Annotated in this window: 17 protein-coding genes; 12 read left to right on the top strand and 5 right to left on the bottom strand. The window is 59.3% G+C overall.

Annotated features, from left to right (window positions below):
- Positions 1–96: 96 nt before the first annotated feature.
- A complete protein-coding gene (locus tag ACKPCU_RS14350; RefSeq protein WP_321347700.1) occupies positions 97–2,019 on the top strand; it encodes an ATP-binding cassette domain-containing protein in 1,923 nt (640 codons plus the stop codon).
- 77 nt (positions 2,020–2,096) lie between these two features.
- Here ACKPCU_RS14350 and ACKPCU_RS14345 read toward each other — a convergent pair whose 3' ends face one another.
- Entirely contained in the window at positions 2,097–2,534 is a 438-nt protein-coding gene (locus ACKPCU_RS14345) for a universal stress protein (RefSeq protein WP_104737673.1), read from the bottom strand.
- A gap of 514 nt (positions 2,535–3,048) precedes the next feature.
- Here ACKPCU_RS14345 and fadB point away from each other — a divergent pair.
- From fadB to ACKPCU_RS14315, 6 genes are all read left to right on the top strand, one after another.
- Positions 3,049–5,196, top strand: coding sequence for a fatty acid oxidation complex subunit alpha FadB (gene fadB / locus ACKPCU_RS14340; RefSeq protein ID WP_104737672.1), 2,148 nt, complete (start codon positions 3,049–3,051; stop codon positions 5,194–5,196).
- Between the two features lie 30 nt (positions 5,197–5,226).
- Positions 5,227–6,402 (top strand): acetyl-CoA C-acyltransferase FadA, encoded by a 1,176-nt coding sequence (fadA, locus tag ACKPCU_RS14335; protein ID WP_104737671.1) that lies wholly within the window; start codon positions 5,227–5,229, stop codon positions 6,400–6,402.
- Positions 6,403–6,481: 79 nt separating this feature from the next.
- Positions 6,482–6,694, top strand: coding sequence for a DUF1653 domain-containing protein (locus ACKPCU_RS14330; RefSeq protein ID WP_211287094.1), 213 nt, complete (start codon positions 6,482–6,484; stop codon positions 6,692–6,694).
- A gap of 93 nt (positions 6,695–6,787) precedes the next feature.
- Positions 6,788–9,403, top strand: coding sequence for a type I DNA topoisomerase (gene topA, locus ACKPCU_RS14325; RefSeq protein WP_321347696.1), 2,616 nt, complete (start codon positions 6,788–6,790; stop codon positions 9,401–9,403).
- 10 nt (positions 9,404–9,413) lie between these two features.
- A complete protein-coding gene (locus ACKPCU_RS14320) occupies positions 9,414–9,914 on the top strand; it encodes a DUF6586 family protein (RefSeq protein ID WP_321347694.1) in 501 nt (166 codons plus the stop codon).
- Positions 9,915–9,986: 72 nt separating this feature from the next.
- Positions 9,987–10,229, top strand: coding sequence for a hypothetical protein (locus tag ACKPCU_RS14315; protein WP_321347692.1), 243 nt, complete (start codon positions 9,987–9,989; stop codon positions 10,227–10,229).
- A 229-nt stretch (positions 10,230–10,458) separates the two neighbouring features.
- Here the strand turns inward: ACKPCU_RS14315 and sulA are convergent, their stop codons facing one another.
- Positions 10,459–10,947, bottom strand: a complete 489-nt coding sequence (gene sulA / locus ACKPCU_RS14310) for an SOS-induced cell division inhibitor SulA (protein WP_321347690.1) — start codon at positions 10,945–10,947, stop codon at positions 10,459–10,461.
- 10 nt (positions 10,948–10,957) lie between these two features.
- Entirely contained in the window at positions 10,958–11,566 is a 609-nt protein-coding gene (gene lexA, locus ACKPCU_RS14305; RefSeq protein WP_321347688.1) for a transcriptional repressor LexA, read from the bottom strand.
- A 218-nt stretch (positions 11,567–11,784) separates the two neighbouring features.
- On the opposite strand from lexA, the gene ACKPCU_RS14300 reads away from it, so the two are divergent.
- From ACKPCU_RS14300 to ACKPCU_RS14280, 5 genes are read left to right on the top strand one after another with little or no spacing between them, the layout of a single operon-like run.
- Positions 11,785–12,453 carry a TetR/AcrR family transcriptional regulator gene (locus ACKPCU_RS14300; protein ID WP_104737664.1) on the top strand — a complete coding sequence of 223 codons (669 nt, stop codon included), beginning with the start codon at positions 11,785–11,787 and terminating at the stop codon, positions 12,451–12,453.
- A gap of 57 nt (positions 12,454–12,510) precedes the next feature.
- On the top strand, positions 12,511–12,999 hold the full coding sequence (locus ACKPCU_RS14295; protein WP_321347684.1) for a L,D-transpeptidase: 489 nt from the start codon (positions 12,511–12,513) through the stop codon (positions 12,997–12,999).
- Positions 13,000–13,049: 50 nt separating this feature from the next.
- Entirely contained in the window at positions 13,050–14,036 is a 987-nt protein-coding gene (gene nagZ, locus ACKPCU_RS14290) for a beta-N-acetylhexosaminidase (protein WP_321351839.1), read from the top strand.
- On the top strand, positions 14,033–15,196 hold the full coding sequence (locus tag ACKPCU_RS14285; protein WP_211287093.1) for a mechanosensitive ion channel family protein: 1,164 nt from the start codon (positions 14,033–14,035) through the stop codon (positions 15,194–15,196). Before nagZ ends, ACKPCU_RS14285 begins: the two co-directional genes overlap by 4 nt.
- Positions 15,193–15,945, top strand: coding sequence for an S-methyl-5'-thioinosine phosphorylase (locus ACKPCU_RS14280; protein WP_321347681.1), 753 nt, complete (start codon positions 15,193–15,195; stop codon positions 15,943–15,945). The genes ACKPCU_RS14285 and ACKPCU_RS14280 overlap by 4 nt, the downstream gene beginning before the upstream one ends.
- Positions 15,946–15,975: 30 nt before the next feature.
- Here ACKPCU_RS14280 and ACKPCU_RS14275 read toward each other — a convergent pair whose 3' ends face one another.
- Both ACKPCU_RS14275 and mfd read right to left on the bottom strand, forming a co-directional pair.
- On the bottom strand, positions 15,976–16,542 hold the full coding sequence (locus tag ACKPCU_RS14275; RefSeq protein ID WP_321347679.1) for a CsiV family protein: 567 nt from the start codon (positions 16,540–16,542) through the stop codon (positions 15,976–15,978).
- Positions 16,539–20,024 carry a transcription-repair coupling factor gene (gene mfd, locus ACKPCU_RS14270; RefSeq protein WP_321347677.1) on the bottom strand — a complete coding sequence of 1,162 codons (3,486 nt, stop codon included), beginning with the start codon at positions 20,022–20,024 and terminating at the stop codon, positions 16,539–16,541. Before mfd ends, ACKPCU_RS14275 begins: the two co-directional genes overlap by 4 nt.
- Between the last annotated feature and the right edge of the window lie 182 nt (positions 20,025–20,206).

Genomic DNA, 20,206 nt, shown 5'->3' with positions numbered 1-20,206 from the left:
GGCGGCAAAGGGGCACTTTTGTTAATTGCTGTGTAGCGGTTATCGGGGGGCGCGGCAAAGGGTAGAATGTCCGGCTTGATAGCCAACAGGTGAATTATGCCGCTGCTCTCGTTTTCCGATGTATCTCTGGCCTACGGGCTCAATCCGCTGCTGGATAAAGTGGGCTTTCAGCTTGATCGTGGTGAACGGGTCTGCTTGATTGGTCGTAATGGCGCGGGCAAATCCAGTCTGTTTCGCCTGGTGACCGGTGAGCAGACTGCCGACGAGGGCGAGATCTGGTTCGCGCCGGGGTTGAAGGTGGGGCAGTTGCCGCAGGAGCTGCCAGCGGCGGATGACAAAACGGTCTATGACGTGGTGGCGTCTGGCCTCGCTGGCGTTGGTGAGTTGCTTGCCGAGTATCACCACCTGATCTCCGGTGATATGGGGGATGCGGAGCTGGCGCGGCTGGAAAAAGTGCAGGGACAGCTGGAGGCGAAGGACGGCTGGCGGCTGGATCAGTTAGTCGATACCACCCTGACTCGCCTCGGCCTGCCGGCTGACAAGCAAATGTCCGAGCTGTCCGGTGGCTGGCGCCGCCGTGTACTGCTGGCACAGGCGCTGGTGGCAGAGCCGGACGTGCTGCTGCTGGACGAGCCGACCAACCACCTGGACATTCATACCATCGCCTGGCTGGAAAGCGTGCTGCTGGAGTTCCGTGGTGCGGTGCTGTTTATCACCCACGACCGGGCATTCCTGCAGGCGCTGGCGACCCGTATTCTTGAGCTGGATCGCGGTCAGCTGATTGATTGGCAGGGTGACTATCGCAGCTTCCTGGAGCACAAGGAGCAGCAACTGGCAGCCGAAGCGACAGCCAATGCGCTGTTCGACAAGAAGCTGGCGCAGGAAGAGGTCTGGATTCGTCAGGGTATCAAGGCCCGCCGCACCCGAAACGAGGGCCGTGTGCGCGCGCTCAAGGCGATGCGGGACGAGCGCGCCCAGCGTATTGAGCGTCAGGGCAAGGCGAGCTTTCAGCTGGAAACTGCAGAGGCGTCCGGCAAGCGGGTTATTGAGGTCGAGCATGTCAGCTTTGCCTGGCCTGGCCGCCCGCCGCTGGTGCGTGACCTGTCGCTTAATGTGATTCGCGGGGATCGGATCGGTCTGATCGGCAACAACGGTTCCGGCAAAAGTACCCTGCTCAAGCTGCTGCTGGGGCAGTTGCAGCCGACCAGTGGTCGCATTCATAGCGGCACGCGGCTGGAGGTCGCCTACTTCGACCAGTTGCGTGACCAGCTCGATCCGGAAAAGACCGTGATCGACAATATTTCCGAAGGGCGCGATTTCATCGAGATCAATGGCGATCGCCGCCACATTATCAGTTACCTGGGTGATTTCCTGTTTTCCGCCGAGCGCGCCCGTACGCCGGTGAAAGCGCTGTCTGGTGGCGAACGCGCAAGGCTGCTGCTGGCTCGGTTGTTCAGCAAGCCCGCCAACCTACTGGTGCTGGACGAGCCGACCAACGATCTGGACGTGGAAACCCTGGAGCTGCTGGAAGAAGTGCTCGCCGGTTTCGACGGCACCGTGCTGATCGTCAGCCACGACCGGGCGTTTCTGGATAACGTGGTCACCAGCAGCCTGGTGTTTGAGGGGCACGGACGGGTGCGGGAGTATGTCGGCGGCTATGCCGACTGGCTGCGTCAGGGCGGCAGTGTTGATCAACTGGCGGAGTGGAGTGAAAAGACCCAGCCACAGAGCGCGCCGGTTGTCGAGCCGGCACCGGAGCCTGCACCAGCGGCGCCTGCGGCGACCGGCAAGACCAAGCTCAGCTACAAACTGCAGCGCGAGCTGGATGGGCTGCCCGCTGTGCTGGAGAAGTTGGAGGCCGAACTGGAGGCCTTGCAGGCGCAGGTCGGCGATCCCGAGTTTTACCTGCAATCACATGAGGTTACCGCGCCGGTGTTGGCCGCAGTGGAAGCCAAACAGACCGAGCTGGACGCGGCGATGGAGCGCTGGGCGGAGCTGGAGGATATGGCGGGCGGCTAAGCCGTCTCGCTCTAGCTAAAAGCTGCAAGCGAGGGAAGGCTGTTTCCCGGTTTTCTCTTGCAGCTCCGGCAGGGGCGCTAGCCTTTCTTGCCCAGCCGCACGGCAATCACATCGCAGGGCGCACCGTGCAGCACGTCGTTGGCAGTGGAGCCCAATAACAGGGCCAAGCCGTGACGGCCGTGGCTACCCACGACAATAAGGTCGCACGCCTGCTCGGTAGCAACCCGATGGATTTCCTGGCGCGGCTGGCCAAAGGCGATCTGCAATTGCTCTTCCGGCAGGCCATAGTCAGCGGCGAATAGCTGCATTCGCTCCTTGGCTTGTTCGAACTGCTGCTGTTGCAGCATGGACAGGTCCATGGGCACATCACCACCGTAGGCCATTGCCAGCGGCTCGACTACGTGCAGCAGAGACAGCTTGGCGTTAAGGGCGTTGGCCAGCTGCATCGCGTGGTCGGCGACAGCGCGACATTCTTCGATCAGGTCTACTGCTACCAGCACGTGTTTGTACAGCATCGGCTCTTCTCCTTTTTTAGGCGATAGTAGCAGCCTTGCCTGCATGCGTGCAGTCCATTATTGGGCTCTGTGATGCAGGTTTCTGGCTACTACTGTCTGACCTCAGCATAACGCCGATGCAATCGTCGGCACAGCCGATATTCGATCTGCGGGCGCATTCTCTGGCTGCTCTATACTGGTGCGCCGGCTGTCTGTATGGCTGTCTCAATGAGAAAGTTTTGATTTTGCTGTGGTGCTCAGGTTGATTCTTTATCTTTATGTTTTTTAAGTTCTTTTTTTGATTTTTTAGCCTGCTGCGCTTGCGCCCGAAGCGCCGCAGGCGGGTGTTCCAATTGACAAGCGGAACGAATTCACAGAAGGTGTGCGCACCGAATCAAACGGTCGTATGAATTTTTTATTCAGCGTATCACCCGATTATCGGGATCGTTCATGACACTGGCGAACTGACGTGTCGACAAAGGCGCGCGGCTGGTCAGTGTTTCTCATGTGCTTTTCATAGCGTGGAGATCAGTTGATGATTTACGAAGGTAAAGCCATCACGGTTCAAGGCCTTGAAGACGGCATCGTCGAGCTCAGATTCGATCTGCAGGGCGAGTCAGTCAACAAGTTCAACAGCGCCACTCTGTCCGAGCTGCAGGCGGCGGTAGAGGCCATCCAAAACAATGCCGATGTCACCGGCGTTGTTGTCACCAGCGGCAAGGACGTCTTCATCGTCGGCGCCGATATCACCGAGTTCGTTGGCACCTTCAAGCTGCCGGAAGAAGACCTGGTGGCCGGTAACCTGGAAGCCAACAAGACCTTCAATGCATTCGAAGATCTGAATGTCCCTACTGTCGCTGCCATCAACGGCATCGCGCTGGGCGGTGGTTTGGAAATGTGTCTGGCTGCTGACTTCCGCGTCATGGCGGCGAGCGCCAAAATCGGTCTGCCGGAAGTCAAGCTGGGTATCTACCCGGGCTTCGGTGGCACTGTGCGTCTGCCGCGCCTGATCGGTGTTGATAATGCCATCGAGTGGATCTGTGGCGGTGCCGAGCAGCGCGCTGACAAGGCCCTGAAAATGGGCGCTGTTGACGCCGTCGTCGCCGACGACAAGCTGAAAGCTGCTGCCATTGACGTTATCAAGCGCGCCATCGCTGGCGAGCTGGACTACAAGGCCAAGCGTCAGCCCAAGCTGGAAAAGGTCAAGCTGAACACCATCGAGCAGATGATGGCGTTCGAAACCTCCAAGGGTTTCGTTGCTGGTCAGGCCGGTCCGAACTACCCGGCACCGGTTGAAGCGATCAAGACCATCCAGAAAGCGGCCAACCACGGTCGTGAGAAGGCGCTGGAAATTGAGGCTGCCGGTTTTGCCAAACTGGCCAAGACCTCGGTTGCTGCCAGTCTGGTCGGTCTGTTCCTGAATGATCAGGTGCTCAAGCACAAGGCCAAGAAGTACGACAAGCAGGCTGCTGACGTGAATCTGGCTGCCGTCCTGGGTGCGGGCATCATGGGTGGCGGTATCGCCTACCAGTCTGCCGTCAAGGGTACGCCGATCCTGATGAAGGATATCCGCGAGGAAGGCATTCAGCTGGGTCTGGACGAAGCGTCCAAGCTGCTGGGCAAGCGCGTTGCCAAGGGCCGTATGAAGCCCGAGCAAATGGCCAAAGCGCTGAACGCCATCCGTCCGACCATGTCTTACGGCGACTTCAAGGAAGTCGACCTGGTGGTTGAGGCGGTTGTCGAGAATCCGAAGGTCAAGCACGCCGTGTTGGCTGAAGTCGAAGGTCAGGTGACGGAAGACACCATCATCACCTCCAACACCTCGACTATCTCCATCACCTATCTGGCCGAGGCGCTCAAGCGTCCGGAAAACTTCTGCGGCATGCACTTCTTCAACCCGGTACACATGATGCCGCTGGTTGAGGTAATCCGTGGTGCGAAGTCCAGTGAAAAAGCCGTTGCCACTACCGTTGCTTATGCCAAGAAAATGGGCAAGACACCGGTTGTTGTTAACGACTGCCCCGGCTTCCTGGTTAACCGTATCCTGTTCCCGTACTTCGGTGGTTTCGCTCGCCTGATTGGCATGGGCGCAGACTTCCAGCGCGTTGACAAGGTCATGGAAAAGTTTGGCTGGCCGATGGGCCCGGCTTACCTGATGGATGTGGTCGGCATGGATACTGGTCATCACGGCCGTGACGTCATGGCCGAAGGCTATCCGGATCGCATGGCTGACAGCACCCGCACTGCCGTTGACGTCATGTACGACGCCGGCCGTCTGGGCCAGAAGACCGGTAGCGGCTTCTATGCCTACGAGATGGACAAGAAAGGCAAGCCGAAGAAGGTTGTCGATGCGAAGGCCTACGAACTGCTGAAGGAAGTGGTTCTGGAGCAGCGCGAGTTTACTGACGAGGAAATCATCGAAATCATGATGGTTCCGCTGTGTCTGGAAACCGTGCGCTGCCTGGAAGACGGCATCGTCGAGTCCGCAGCTGACGCAGATATGGGTCTGGTCTACGGTATTGGCTTCCCGCCCTTCCGTGGAGGTGCCCTGCGTTACATCGACACCATCGGCGTGGCTGAATTTGTCGCCATTGCTGATAAATACGCCGAGTTCGGCGCCATGTACGCACCGACTGAGAAGCTGCGTGAAATGGCGAAGAACGGTCAGAAATTCTTCGGTTAACCGCGGAACGTACAGAGCGAGAGTAAATCTATGAGCCTGAATCCGAGAGACGTCGTAATTGTCGATTTCGGCCGCACCCCGATGGGCCGTTCCAAGGGCGGCATGTATCGCAACGTGCGTGCTGAAACCCTGTCCGCCAACCTCATCACTGGCGTACTGGCACGTAACCCGAAGATCGATCCGGCAGAAGTCGAAGATGTGATCTGGGGCTGTGTAAACCAGACCCTGGAGCAGGGTTGGAACATCGCGCGCATGGCGTCGTTGATGACCCCGATTCCGCACACCAGTGCAGCGCAGACGGTGAGCCGCCTGTGTGGTTCTTCCATGAGCGCGCTGCATACTGCCGCCCAGGCGATCATGACCGGTAACGGTGATGTGTTTGTCGTTGGTGGTGTCGAGCACATGGGGCATGTCAGCATGATGCACGGTGTTGACCCGAACCCGGGCCTGTCGCTGTATGCTGCCAAGGCGTCCGGCATGATGGGTCTGACTGCCGAAATGCTGGGCAAGATGCACGGCATCACCCGCGAGCAGCAGGATGCCTTTGGTGAGCGTTCTCACCGTCTGGCGCACAAGGCTACCGTCGAAGGCAATTTCAAGGATGAGATCATCCCGATGGAAGGGCACGACGAGAACGGCTTCCTGAAGGTGTTCACGACTGACGAGACTATTCGTCCCGAGACCACCCTGGAAAGCTTGGCTGCCTTGCGTCCGGCATTCAATCCGAAGGGCGGTACGGTCACCGCGGGTACGTCCTCGCAGATCACTGACGGCGCTTCCTGCATGATCGTGATGTCTGCCGAGCGTGCCCAGGCCCTGGGGCTGGAGCCGCTGGCCGTTATCCGCTCAATGGCGGTGGCTGGTGTCGATCCGGCGATCATGGGTTACGGTCCGGTCCCGGCGACTAAAAAGGCGCTACAGCGTGCTGGTATGACTATGGATGACGTTGATTTCGTTGAATTGAACGAAGCCTTCGCTGCCCAGGCTCTGCCGGTGCTGAAAGACCTGAAGCTGCTGGACAAGATGGACGAGAAGGTGAACCTGCACGGCGGCGCGATCGCTCTGGGCCACCCGTTCGGCTGCTCCGGTGCACGTATCTCCGGCACCTTGCTGAACGTCATGAAACAGAACAGTGGCACTATCGGTATCTCTACCATGTGTATTGGTCTGGGTCAGGGCATCACCACGGTCTTCGAGCGCGTCTGAAGCCTGTAGGTGTTACCGGAAGCCGAGGCCTTGTGCCTCGGCTTTTTTATTGATGCTGCCGTTGGGCAGGGGGGCAACAATGCGTCCAGGACGCTATCGACACTATAAAGGAAAGGACTATCAGGTCATTGGGCTAGCGCGGCACTCGGAGACCGAGGAGCAGCTGGTCGTGTATCGAACGCTGTATGGCGAGTTCGATCTTTGGGTAAGGCCGCTGGCCATGTTCAATGAAGTGGTCGAGGTTGACGGGGAGTCACATCCGCGCTTTACCTTTATCAGCGAAGACGTGTAGGCTCTGGCCCCTCCAGTCCATCCGGCAATCCGCCGAGCGATGTGGCTGAGTCGCCAGTTTCGAGTTCAGTTCGGGTCAGGAAAAAAAGTATCCATGGGAAAAGCACTGGTCATTGTGGAGTCGCCAGCCAAGGCCAAGACAATCAACAAGTATCTCGGTAACGAGTATGTGGTGAAGTCGAGTATCGGCCATATTCGCGACCTGCCCACCAGCGGCAGTGGCAAGACCGAAAGCAAACCCAAGGGTGGTCGCAAGGCAGCTGCCAGCGAGCAGGAAAAGCAGCAGAAAGCCAGGGCCCAGTTGGTCAAACGCATGGGCGTTGATCCCGAGAACGACTGGAAGGCCCACTACGAGATCCTGCCCGGCAAGGAAAAGGTCGTCGACGAGCTGCGCCGTCTGGCCAAGGACGCCGACACCGTCTATCTCGCAACGGATTTGGACCGCGAAGGGGAAGCCATCGCCTGGCACCTGCGCGAGAGCATTGGTGGTGACGATTCGCGCTACAAGCGCGTAGTGTTCAATGAGATCACCAAGAAGGCCATCCAGGACGCGTTCTCGCAGCCTGGCGAGCTAGATATGAACCGAGTCAATGCCCAGCAGGCACGCCGCTTCCTCGACCGCGTAGTGGGCTATATGGTGTCCCCGCTGCTGTGGCAGAAGATTGCCCGGGGGCTTTCGGCTGGCCGCGTGCAGTCGGTCGCGGTCAAGCTGATCGTTGATCGAGAGCGCGAAATTCGTGCCTTTGTGCCGGAAGAGTTCTGGGAAGTGCATGCCCGCCTGAATACGCCCAAGGCTGAAAGCGTTCGCTTTGAGGTGGTAAAGCAGAACGGCGAGAATTTCCGTCCGACCAGCAAGGCGCAGACTGATGCGGCGCTGGCGGTACTGGAAAAGGCTGCCTACAAGGCGGTCAAACGTGAGGACAAGCCCACCAGCACGCGTCCGAACGCACCCTTTATTACCTCCACACTGCAGCAGGCTGCCAGCACGCGCCTCGGTTTCAGTGTGAAGAAAACCATGATGATGGCCCAGCGATTGTACGAAGCGGGTTACATCACCTACATGCGTACCGACTCGACCAATCTGTCGGCCGATGCCATCGCCATGGCGCGCAGCTACATTGAAAGCAATTTTGGTGCACCGTACCTGCCGGAAAAGCCTAACCTCTATAGCAGCAAGGAAGGAGCTCAGGAGGCGCACGAGGCGATTCGTCCCTCTGACGTTAAGCTCAAGCAAGCCGACCTCAAGGGCATGGAGCGCGACGCCGAGCGGCTGTACGAGCTGATCTGGCGCCAGTTCGTGGCCTGTCAGATGACACCGGCCAAGTATCTGTCGACCAGTATCCTGGTTGCCGCCGGTGAGTTCGAGCTGCGAGCAAAGGGGCGCATCCTCAAGTTCGATGGTTACACCCGTGTCATGCCGCAGCAGGGCAAGGGCGGTGAAGATGAAGTATTGCCTGATATCCAGGTTGATGACGCGATGGCGTTGCAGGGGCTGGACCCGAAGCAGCACTTCACCAAGCCGCCGGCACGCTACGCGGAAGCCAGTCTGGTAAAGGAGCTGGAGAAGCGTGGTATTGGCCGCCCGTCTACCTATGCGTCCATCATTTCGACCATTCAGGACCGTGGCTATGTCACGCTCAACAACCGCCGTTTCTACGCTGAGAAGATGGGCGACATTGTCACCGAGCGCCTGAATGAGAGCTTCCCGAACCTGATGGATTACGGTTTTACCGCCAGCATGGAAGAGTCGCTGGATGATGTTGCTCACGGCGATGTGCTCTGGAAGCAAGTGCTCGATAACTTTTATAGCGACTTCAGTGCCAAGCTCAGTGCAGCTTCGGCTGCTGAGCAAGGGATGCGCGCCAATCAGCCAACACTGACTGATATCCCCTGTCAGGAGTGTGGTCGGCCGATGATGATTCGCACTGCCTCCACTGGCGTGTTTCTAGGCTGCTCTGGTTACGCCCTGCCACCCAAGGAGCGGTGCAAGGCGACCATCAACCTGGTGCCCGGTAACGAAGTGGCTGATGACGACGAAGAAGGTGAGTCTCGCGTTCTACGCGGCAAGCACCGCTGTGCAATTTGCGGCACAGCCATGGATAGCTACCTGATCGATGAGCGTCGCAAGCTGCATGTGTGCGGTAATAATCCGGACTGCTCCGGGTTTGAAATCGAAACCGGGCACTTCAAGATCAAGGGTTATGATGGCCCGACGCTGGAGTGCGACAAGTGCGGCAGTGAAATGCAGCTCAAAACGGGCCGTTTCGGCAAGTACTTCGGTTGCACCAACAGCGAGTGCAAGAACACCCGGAAGCTCCTGCGTAACGGCGAGGCAGCGCCGCCCAAAGCGGACCCGGTACCCATGCCGGAGCTCAAGTGTCAGAAGGTCGATGACGTCTACGTGCTGCGTGATGGCGCGTCTGGTCTGTTCCTGGCTGCCAGCCAGTTCCCGAAGAACCGTGAAACTCGGGCACCGCTGGTCAAAGAGCTGATTCCGCACAAGGCGGAGATTGACCCGAAGTATCACTTCCTGCTCGATGCGCCGGTAGCTGATCCGGACGGTAATCCGACCGTCGTGCGCTATAGCCGCAAAACGAAAGAGCAGTACGTGCAGACCGAGGTAGAGGGTAAGCCCACAGGATGGCGGGCGTTCCACGATGGTAAGCAGTGGTCGGTGGATGACGGTCGCAGCAAGAAGGCCAAGCGGTAAGGCGATAACCATGGCTAACGAAGTCTATACCCGCACCAATCAGGCGTTGTACTTCGCCCGGCGAGCTATTGAGTCCTGGCAGCAGGCGGAGCAGAGTGACGCGATCGATGCGTTGACGCAGGCGCAGTACCATCGTGAGCATGCGGTCTTTCACCTGTATCGAGGTGTCCTGGCACTGATTCACGAGGTTGCTGATCGCTACCGCTGGCCGCTGGTTGATGCGCGTGACGTTGAGGGTGTGCTTATTCCATCTGTTGTGACGCGTTTTCCGGGGCCTGAGTTGGCTGAGTTGACTGAGCTGGCAGACAATGCTGAAACTTGGCTTGCAGGCGTTATCGCAGCATGGCAGCGTCTGCAGGCGCCGCCGCAGCCGATCGATAACTCGACCAACTCGTTGATTGCCAGCAGTGCTGCGCCGGTCAGCGAGTGGACTAGCGCTCAGGCGGAGGAGGCGCTGCAGGAAATTTCCCGTCGCGTGCGCGCCTATCGTGATGGTATGCAGGAATGGTGAAAATGGCATCGCGGATGCCCTGAATCCGGCGCTGTGTTACACTGCGCGCAATTCAGACAGGAGATATCAGCAATGCCTTCACCCTTCCTTGAAATCGTCGAGCTCGCCAATGGCAAGGTTGCTCTGCGCCGTTCCGACGAAGAGGGTGAGCCGTTGGTGGTCATCGAGTTTTCCCGCGATGCACGGGAATATTTGCAAGAAAGCTATATTGAAGTCGCCAAGGCGATGATCAGTGCTGGAATGCAGGCGGCTGGTCAGATGATGGATGAGGATGACGACGACGAGGTTATTCCTGAGAGTCGCGTCCTGCATTGAGTGATAGTAACGTTATCGAAAAGGCCAGCAGCTAGCTGGCCTTTTTTGTGGCTCACTGCGAATTTCCGCAGGTTGGCAGCGTCCTCATGCCTGCGCTAGCCGCCCGCTCGGGTCGGGCGAGCGCTGGATGAACCCTCCGTCATCCCGCATTCGGTGCACTGCCTTGGTCTAATACCCCCGCGTCGCGTTACCTCGGGTTTCCGCGAACGAAGAAGCTTTTTGTGCATTATCAGCCGAGCTGGACATTCAGGCTATGACACCGGCCGGCCTGGGCTGCCCGTTCAAGGCGGGGTGCTATGCAGTGGTCATGGTCTAGCCAACTGACAACAGTGTGGCTGCCACCCATCTTGAGCAGGTCGCAGCAGAGCTTCAAGCTATCCATGCCAGCCTTGGAGCGTACGATCATAATTCTTTGCGGGTCCAGGTTGGCGCCTCGCAGCCATTGTTGGCTGACCGCCGTCGGCGGATCAATCAGGGTCAACCAGCGCCGGCAGTCTTTCTGACTAAGCTCGCGCAATACTGGAGCCAACCATTGCAGGCACTGGCGGGCGCTGCCCTGGAGGGTCATTTCGCTGTAGCTGCCTTCTGACTCTTCGTCCTGTGGCACGGTGGGCGCTGACTGTTCGAATGCGCGGTGCTTCAGGCGGGTAGCCATCAGAGCGTTGTGAAACAGGTCAGTTTGAGTCAGTGTCTGTTGCTCGGTGCGGGCGTACTGCATGATCAGCTCCTCAGCGACGGATAACTCCGACGCTTAAACCTTCAATGGTAAGTTCCTGTTCTGCGAGATCGACTTCAATTGGTTTGAAGTCAGGGTTCTCCGCGATCAACGAGACCTTGCGGCCCTGACGCTGAAAGCGTTTGACTGTTACTTCTTCCCCTATGCGGGCGACAATTACCTGTCCGTTACGTGCTTCGCTGGTGCGATGTACCGCCAGCAGGTCGCCATCCATGATGCCGATATCTTTCATGCTTTCTCCCTGCACGCGCAGCAGATAATCGGCGCGCGGAGTGAAAAAGTCGGGCGAGATGCGGCAGTGATCTTCAATATTTTCCAGGGCCAGGATCGGGGCGCCTGCGGCAACCCGGCCGATAACGGGTAGCTGATCATCGTTTGCTTCGCCTTCGGACTCTGGCAGTCGGATACCGCGAGAGGCGCCGGGGATCATTTCGATTGCGCCCTTGCGGGCCAGGGCGCGCAGATGGTCTTCAGCTGCATTGGGCGACTTGAAACCCAGCGTCTTTGCAATGTCGACCCGAGTTGGCGGGTAGCCATTGCTGTCCATGTATTCCTTAATGAACGCCAGAACCTGCTGTTGTCGCGCGGTAAGTTTCTGCATGGCTGGTTGCCTGTGTTTTTATCCAGTATCTGGGATTATATACAGTTGTTTGGTCTCGGCAACCCCAAATTTGGATGGCTAGGAGAGGCATGGGTGCGGATAGGTACTAAAAGAGGGTGCAAGTACGACTGATTGCCACAGGGAGAGGAGTTGGGGTTGACACTAAAATCGTTTTAAACGTATGTTTGAAACGATTGTTTGTCTTACTGGGGGAGCGCATGGCGCAGTCCGATACGGTCAAGCGTATTCTTGACGCGGCCGAACAGCTGTTTGCAGAGAAAGGCTTTGCCGAAACGTCTCTGCGTCTTATTACCAGCAAGGCTGGCGTCAACCTGGCGGCAGTCAACTACCACTTCGGTTCCAAGAAGGCGCTGATCCAGGCGGTATTCGTGCGCTTCCTTGATCCGTTTGTCAGTAGCCTTGAAAAGGAACTGGATCAGCATGAGGCGCGCGGTAAGGATGCTCCGCTCAGTCTTGAGGTCCTGCTTGAAATGCTGGTGCATCAGGCACTGGCGGTAAAGCCGCGTAACGGTCACGACCTGTCGACCTTCATGCGTCTGCTTGGTTTGGCATTCAATCAAAGCCAGGGGCATCTGCGCAAATACCTCAGCGAAGTGTATGGCAAGGTATTTCAGCGCTATATGCAACTGCTGGTCGGTGCTGTGCCGGGCATTCCGCCGCAGGAGCTGTTTTGGCGCGTGCATTTCATGCTGGGCAGCGCAGCGTTCACTATGTCCAGTATGAAGGCGTTGCGCGCGATTGCTGAGGCTGAACTTGGTGAACCGCGGCAGGTCGATGATGTCTTGCGCCTGATGGTCCCGTTCCTGGCGGCCGGCATGCGCGCTGAGAGCGCCTCAGTGGCGCGTGCGGAAGTCGTTTCGCCCTGAGACTCCATTTACCTCGGCTGCGCCGTCCGCTAAGGTGTGCGCAGCGCTGGAGGTGACATGCAGCTCGATCATATCCATATTTCCCTTACTAATCAGACGCTGGTTGGCTACTGCGACGGCCTGCCGGTCTGCTGTTATGGTGTCTCTACGGCGCTCAATGGCGCGGGCGAACAGGAAGGCTCCGGGTGCACCCCCCGGGGGGCGCACAGGGTGCGTGCCCGGATCGGCGATGGGCAGCCGCTGGGAGCGGTTTTTATCGGGCGCAGACCCACTGGTGAAGTCTGGTCGCAGGCGTTGGCTGAGCAGTTCCCTAAGCGCGACTGGATTCTGACCCGAATTCTCTGGCTGTGTGGCGAGCAGGTCGGCTTCAACCGGGGTGGCCAGGTTGACTCCCAGCGCCGCTATATCTATCTGCATGGTACCGGTGACGATCAACCAATGGGCGAACCGCTCTCGCATGGATGTATTCGTCTTCGTAACGCCGACATGCTGGAACTGTTCGAGCGCACGCCGGTCGGTTGTAGCGTTCAAATCGACGCGCATTGATTGCGCGTTTTCGTTTTTCAGGAGAAGCAATATTGAAACAGGGTGCCTTGATGCTGGACCTGCCTGGCCTGTGGCTGGAAGCAGAAGACAGGCAGTTGTTGCGTCAGCCGGAAGTGGCCGGTCTGATTTTGTTCGCGCGCAATACCGAGTCGCCCAGGCAGGTTGCTGAGCTGGTACGTGCCATTCGTGCAGAGCGTCCCGATATGCTGATTGCCATCGATCAGGAAGGTGGTCGGGTGCAGCGCCTGCGCCGTGATGTGTTGCGCCTGCCGGCGCTCGCGGATGTGGCTGCGGTCGATGCTGAGTCGGTCGAGTCCGTTGCGCGAGCGGCGGCCTGGGTCATGGCGACTGAAATGCTGGCCTGCGGCATCGATATCAGCTTTGCGCCGGTGCTGGATCTTGATCACGGGCGCAGCCAGGTAATTGGCAATCGCTCGCTGGGCGGCGACCCGGACCAGGTGTCGCGTCTCGCTGGGGCTTATATCGACGGGCTGCATGCGGCAGGCATGGCTGCGACCGGCAAGCATTTCCCTGGTCATGGCTGGGCCGAGGCGGACTCGCACTTTGCTCTGCCGATAGACGAGCGGCCGCTGGGCGACATTCGCCGCACTGACCTGGTGCCCTTCGCGGCACTGGCCGGCAAGCTGGACGGCATCATGCCGGCGCATGTGGTTTATTCGCAGGTTGACCCGCTTCCTGCTGGCTTCTCGACCCGCTGGTTGCAAGACATTCTGCGTGCCGAGTTGGGGTTTGACGGGGTGATTTTCAGTGATGACCTGACTATGGCCGGCGCGCATGCGGTCGGCGGCATGGACGCGCGCATTGACGCCGCGCAGGCGGCTGGTTGCGACATGCTGTTGATTTGTAATGATCGTGCCGCGGCCGAGGAGGGGTTGGTGCATGCTCAGAAGCAGCAGCTCCAATGTCCATCGCGGATTGCTCGTATGCTTACTCGCACGCCGGCGGGATCTGATTATCGTGCCACGCCCCAGTGGCGTCAGGCTGTTGCCTTACTGAGGGAGTTTGACCTGGTTTGAATGATTTTATCGAACAGCTGCCGGAGCAGTTGCAGCTTGACCAACTGCCGTTGATTGGTGAGGCGTGGATATATCATGTTTTCGCCGTGGTGCTGGCCTCGCTGGTTGCTGCCTACGTTGCCAAGCGCGTGCTGGATCATGTGCAAAAGCGTGCTGAGCGCACCCGTAATATATGGGATGACGCATTGGTTGAGGCGGCGCGGCGTCCGGCGTGGGTTTTGATCTGGAGTATGGGGTTGATGTGGGCAGCGCGGATCACCGCGTTGCAGATGGATGACAGTTTGGCCGCCGTACTGGATCAGGTGCAGCGCGTGCTGCTGATCGTACTGCTGACCTGGTTTATTCTGCGCATGATGCGTCAGGTCGAGCTGCGCCTCGTGGACCCCGCTTATCGGGAAACGCCAGCCGATCAGACAACCGTCAGCGCCCTTGGCAAGCTGCTACGTGCTTCAGTGGTGATCACTGCGGTCTTGGTCGTGCTGCAATCATTGGGCTACAGCATTTCTGGGGTGCTGGCGTTCGGCGGCATTGGTGGCATAGCGGTAGGCTTTGCCGCCAAGGACCTGCTGGCCAACTTCTTTGGGGGGCTGATGATTTATCTTGATCGCCCCTTCGTGGTTGGTAATTGGGTGCGTTCGCCTGATCGCAATATCGAAGGGACAGTTGAAGAGATAGGTTGGCGCCTGACCCGTATTCGCACCTTCGATAAACGGCCGCTGTACATCCCCAATGCGGTGATTGCCAGCATCGTGGTTGAAAACCCGTCACGCATGACGCATCGGCGTATTTATGAGCACATTGGCATTCGCTATGACGACATTGCACGAATGGAGCCGATTGTTGCGGAGGTGCGCAAGATGTTGCAGGCGCACGAGGATATTGATCAGGGCCAGACCTTGATGGTGTTTTTTGACCGCTGTTCGCCGTCCTCGGTCGATTTCTTTATCTACTGTTTTACCACGCCGGTCTGGGCCGAGTTCCACCGTGTGAAAGAGGATGTGCTGCTGAAGATATTGGCCATTGTCGACAAGCACGAAGCGCAGGTGGCGTTCCCGACGTCGACCATTCATTTGCCTGATGCGCTGGAGTTGCGTCGTGCTCAGGTTGAAGGTGGGCGGCAACGCGAGTCCGCGCCTGAACTTCAGGAGCATGGCGCATGAGCGGAATCTGGGGTGTCATCGGCGGTACCGGGCTCAGTGCGCTCGACGGCCTTGAAGTGGAGGGTGAAGAGTTCATTCAGACCCCGTGGGGGGCGCCCTCAGCGCCGGTTGTTCGCAGTCGCATTGGTGGGCAGCGGGTCTGCTTTTTGGCGCGACATGGGCACCCTCATCGGATACCGCCGCATCGGGTCAACTATCGCGCCAATCTCTGGGCGCTGCGCGAGGCGGGTGTTGATCGTATTGTTGCGGTTAACGCTGTCGGCGGGATTCATCCCGCGTTGGGCACGGGCGCGTTCTGTGTGCCGGACCAGATAATCGATTACACCTGGGGGCGGGCGTCTACCTACTTCGAGGACGATCTGGAAGCGGTCACCCACATTGACTTCACATCGCCCTACGACGAACCGTTGCGTCAGCAACTGCTTGAGGTGCTGCACACACAAGGGCATCGGTGCCTGCCGGGCGGAGTCTATGCTGCGACCCAGGGGCCACGGTTGGAGACGGCAGCAGAGATCCGCCGGCTTGAGCGCGATGGTGCTGACCTGGTCGGCATGACCGGTATGCCGGAGGCTGCATTGGCCCGTGAGCTGGGGCTGGCGTATGCCTGTCTGGCTCTAGTAGTGAATCCGGCCGCTGGCAAGGCAGCTGAGGTGATCACCATGGAGGCGATCGAGGCGGTGGTCGCGGCGGGTATGCAGCAGGTCAAGCTCGTGCTGCAGCAGCTACTAAATGATTCACCGCGCCTCTGATTGCGCGGTGAATCAACCATCAACGCTGGATCAGCGGCTGATGGTCACCAGCATGCCGAGACTCTGGTGGTCCAGGTAATGAACTTCGCCCGGGCGCAACGCGCGGGTTTGATGCAAAAACTCAGAGATCAAGGGTGTGGCGGACTGCAGTCGCAGCTCTGCCGCTGAACGGTTGCGCCAGAATGCGACTTTCACTTCGGTCAGATTTTCCTGCCGCAGATTGACCAAACCCTGAACCGGGTAGATCCCGTTTTCCGCGTTGCCACGATGGAGGGCGACAACCAGGTCGTTCTCCAGTGGTTGTGACCAGGCCTGGTGCAGATAGATCTGGTAGCCGCTTTGCTCCAGTTTGCGTGCCTGATTGCGCAAGCGGTAACGGGTCTGGTCGATTGCCCGCACGTCAGGGCGAGCCGTACCCTCCAGGTCAACTGCCTCCGCTTCCCAGTCCGGGTTGGGGCTGGTGCCCTGTACCAGGGGCGCAGAGGGTTGCCCGAAGAACACCACCTCAACCAGATAGTCTTCTGCGCTGGCGGTCAGCGAGAAGCTGGCCAGTGCGGTGAGCAGCGAGATGGAGAGCAGTTTGCTCAACAGTTTCATGGGCGTTTTCCTTTGCCTTTGGTGGTGTCTTTCGGGGTGTCGGTCAAGCGTTCAAAGAGTGCTTCAACGGTGTTGAGGCGCAGTTCGGCATTGCCCATGGGCGAATTGAAGCGAAATACCGTCGCGCCTTCAAGTCGATAACGCTGTGGGTTGTTCTGGATCATGCGTACCAGCACCATCGGATCAATACGGGTGTCGGCGGCGAATTCGATCCGGCCATGCTCGGCACCAACGTCAATCTTGGTGATGCCCAGCGGCTCGCAACGCAGTTTTAGGGAGGTGATTCGGAACAGGGTCTTGACCGGTTCCGGCAGCAGGCCGAAGCGGTCAATCATTTCAACCTGAAGATCTTTCAGTGCATCCTCGTCCGCAGCGTTGGCGATGCGCTTGTACAGAATCAGGCGGGCGTGCACGTCCGGCAGGTAATCCTCCGGAATCAGCGCCGGCAGGCGCAGATTGATATCCGTTCCGCCGCCCAGCGGCTGCTCCAGCTCCGGCTGTTTGCCTTGCTTGATGGCTTTGACGGCGCGTTCAAGCATCTCCATGTACAGGGTGAAGCCGACGGCCTGAATCTGGCCGCTCTGGCCTTCGCCCAGCAGTTCACCGGCACCGCGGATTTCCAGGTCGTGGGTGGCGAGGGTAAAGCCGGCGCCCAGGTCCTGGGCCGCGGCGATCGCCTCAAGGCGTTTTTCTGCATCGCTGGTGACCTTGCGGCCTTCGGGGGTCAGCAGGTAGGCGTAGGCTTGGTGATGGCTGCGGCCAACGCGTCCGCGCAGCTGGTGCAGCTGGGCCAGGCCGAACTTGTCGGCACGCTCGATGATGATGGTGTTGGCGCTGGGCACGTCGATGCCGGTTTCGATGATGGTGCTGGTGACCAGAATGTTGAAGCGGCGATGGTAGAAATCGCGCATCACCTGCTCGAGTGCACGTTCGGGCATCTGGCCGTGGCTGATGCCGATGCGTGCTTCCGGCACCAGTTCGGCGAGGTCGGCAGCGCACTTCTCGATGGTTTCGACGTCATTATGCAGGTAATACACCTGACCGCCGCGCAGCAGCTCACGCAAGATGGCTTCTTTGACCACGGGTTTTTGCTGCACCATGACAAAGGTCTTGACCGACAGCCGGCGCGCGGGCGGCGTGGCAATGATCGACAGGTCGCGCATGCCGGAGAACGACATGTTCAGCGTGCGCGGAATCGGCGTGGCGGTCAGGGTCAGTACATCGACTTCGCTGCGCAGCGCTTTCAGTGCCTCCTTCTGGCGCACGCCAAAGCGGTGTTCTTCGTCGATGATGACCAGACCGAGATCCTGGAACTGGACGTCGCCCTGCAGCAGCTTGTGGGTGCCGATCATGATATCGACCTTGCCCTCGGCCAGCTCGGCTGCCGCGGCTTTGACTTCCTTGGCGGACTTGAAGCGCGACATTACCTCGACGCGTACCGGCCAGTTGGCAAAGCGGTCCTTGAAGCTGTTGTAGTGTTGCTGGGCGAGCAGGGTGGTCGGCACCAGGACCGCGACCTGCTTGCCGCTGTGCACCGCTAGGAAGGCCGCGCGCATGGCGACTTCGGTCTTGCCGAAGCCGACGTCGCCGCAGACCAGCCGGTCCATCGGCTGCGGGCTGGTCATGTCCTTGAATACCGCTTCGATAGCGGCCAGCTGGTCGGCGGTTTCCTCAAACGGGAAGTCGTCGGCAAAGCTCTGGTAGTCCTGTTCCGGGTCGGCGAAGCTGAAGCCCTGGCGCGCGGCCCGGCGGGCATATACGTCGAGCAGTTCGGCGGCGACGTCGCGAACCTTCTCGGCGGCCTTGCGGCGTGCCTTCTGCCATTGATCAGAGCCCAGACGGTGCAGCGGCGCACTGTCGTCATCGCTGCCGGAGTAGCGGGCAATTAGGTGTAGGTTGGCGACCGGCACGTACAGCGTCGCCTCGTCGGCGTACTCGAGCACCAGAAACTCGGCCTGTTGGTCTTCAACAGTCAGGTTGGTGAGGCCCCGATAGCGGCCGACGCCGTGGTCGATATGAACCACCGGCGCGCCTTCGCGCAGCTCGGTCAGGTTGCGAATGACCGCGTCGCCTAGGTCCGTCGCCTTGCCACGGCGGCGGCGCTGCATTACGCGCTGGCCGAATAGCTGGCTTTCGGCGATCAGGGCGACGGTAGCACTGTTGATCAGCATGCCCTGGTCGAGCGGCGCGATGGTTATGGCGACGGGGCTGCTGCCGGCGTTGAATGCCGGCCAGCTGTCAACGTCGTCAGGTTTGATCTGAATGCGGGCCAACAGCTCGGTCAGCGCTTCGCGGCGGCCGGCGGTTTCAGCGACAAACAGAGTGCGCCCCGAATGCTGTTGCAGAAAGCGTTGCAGCGCCTGTAGTGGATTTTCCAGCTTGTTGTCGATAGCCAGTTCCGGCGGCTGCGGGCAATCAAATACGCTGGCCTGCGATTCGTCCGGACGATCCTGATGGCAGACAACGCGGGGATGCCGCTTGAGCAGGGCAAAGACTTCCTCGACCGGCAGAAACAGTTCGCTCGGCGGCAGCAGCGGGCGGGTTGGATCGACGCCTTGCTCGGTATGCCGGGTACGTACGTCCTGCCAGAAGTGTTCGGCGTTCTGCTCGATGCCCGGCAGGGTAAACAAGCGGGTGTTGTCTGGCAGGTAGTCGAACAGGCTCGCCAGTTCGTCGAAGAACAGCGGCAGATAGTACTCGATGCCCGGCGGAATCAGGCCCTCGCTCAGATCCATGTACAGTGGGCAGCGCCGGTGGTCGACTTCGAAGCGCTCGCGAAAACGTGCGCGAAAGCCCGTCAGTGCTGATTTGTCGAGCGGGAATTCCTTGGCTGGCAGCAGGTGAATACGGTCAACCTTGTCGATCGAACGCTGGGTTTCCGGGTCGAAGGTCCGCAGCGTTTCGATCTCGTCGTCCAACAGGTCGATGCGGTAGGGCAGGGTGCTGCCCATCGGATACAGGTCCAGCAGTGCGCCGCGCACGGCGTAGTCGCCGTGCTCGTAGACGGTATCAACGCATCGATAGCCGGCGGCATCAAGATTGATGCGCATTTGATCGATGTCCAACTGCTGACCGATTTCGAGCAACAGCACCGAGCCGCCGAGGAAGTCGCGTGGCGGCAGCCGGTGCAGCACGGTAGTCATCGGGACGACCAGAATGCCCTGGCCAATGCGGGGCAGCTGGAACAGTGTCCTGAGTCGTTGCGAAATGATGTCCTGGTGCGGCGAGAAGCGGTCGTAGGGCAGCGTCTCCCAGTCAGGGAAGCTGACGACCGGCAGTTGCGGCGCAAAGAAGTGCAGTTCCTGTTCAAGGCTATCAGCGGACGCGGTGTCCGGCGTGATGACCAGGCTCAGGCCATTGTGTTGCTGTGCACCCTCGGCGATGGCCAGGGCGCGGGCGGCGCCCTGTAATCCGGTCCAGTACAGACGATTACCGGTGGTGGCCTTCAGGGGAGGGGTTAGCAGCAGCTTGGATGCGGGCATGCGGTGGCTCGTGAGGTCGGTTCGGGGTTGCGCTGGCCAGCGGCCGGCTGACAAAGGCAGGCAGTTTAACGCGCTCGCTGCGATTGTGCCCGCACCGGCTGGATTTTGTCCTGATCATTGCCTATGGCGCGCGCTGAAAGCATAATATGCGCCCTTTGGTTATCAAGACTTGGAAGGTAAAG

It is taken from the genome of Halopseudomonas oceani, assembly GCF_963677335.1.
Classification (GTDB): domain Bacteria; phylum Pseudomonadota; class Gammaproteobacteria; order Pseudomonadales; family Pseudomonadaceae; genus Halopseudomonas; species Halopseudomonas oceani.
Note: the sequence above shows the minus strand (reverse complement) of the source record. Positions and strands in the feature narration are given on the sequence as shown.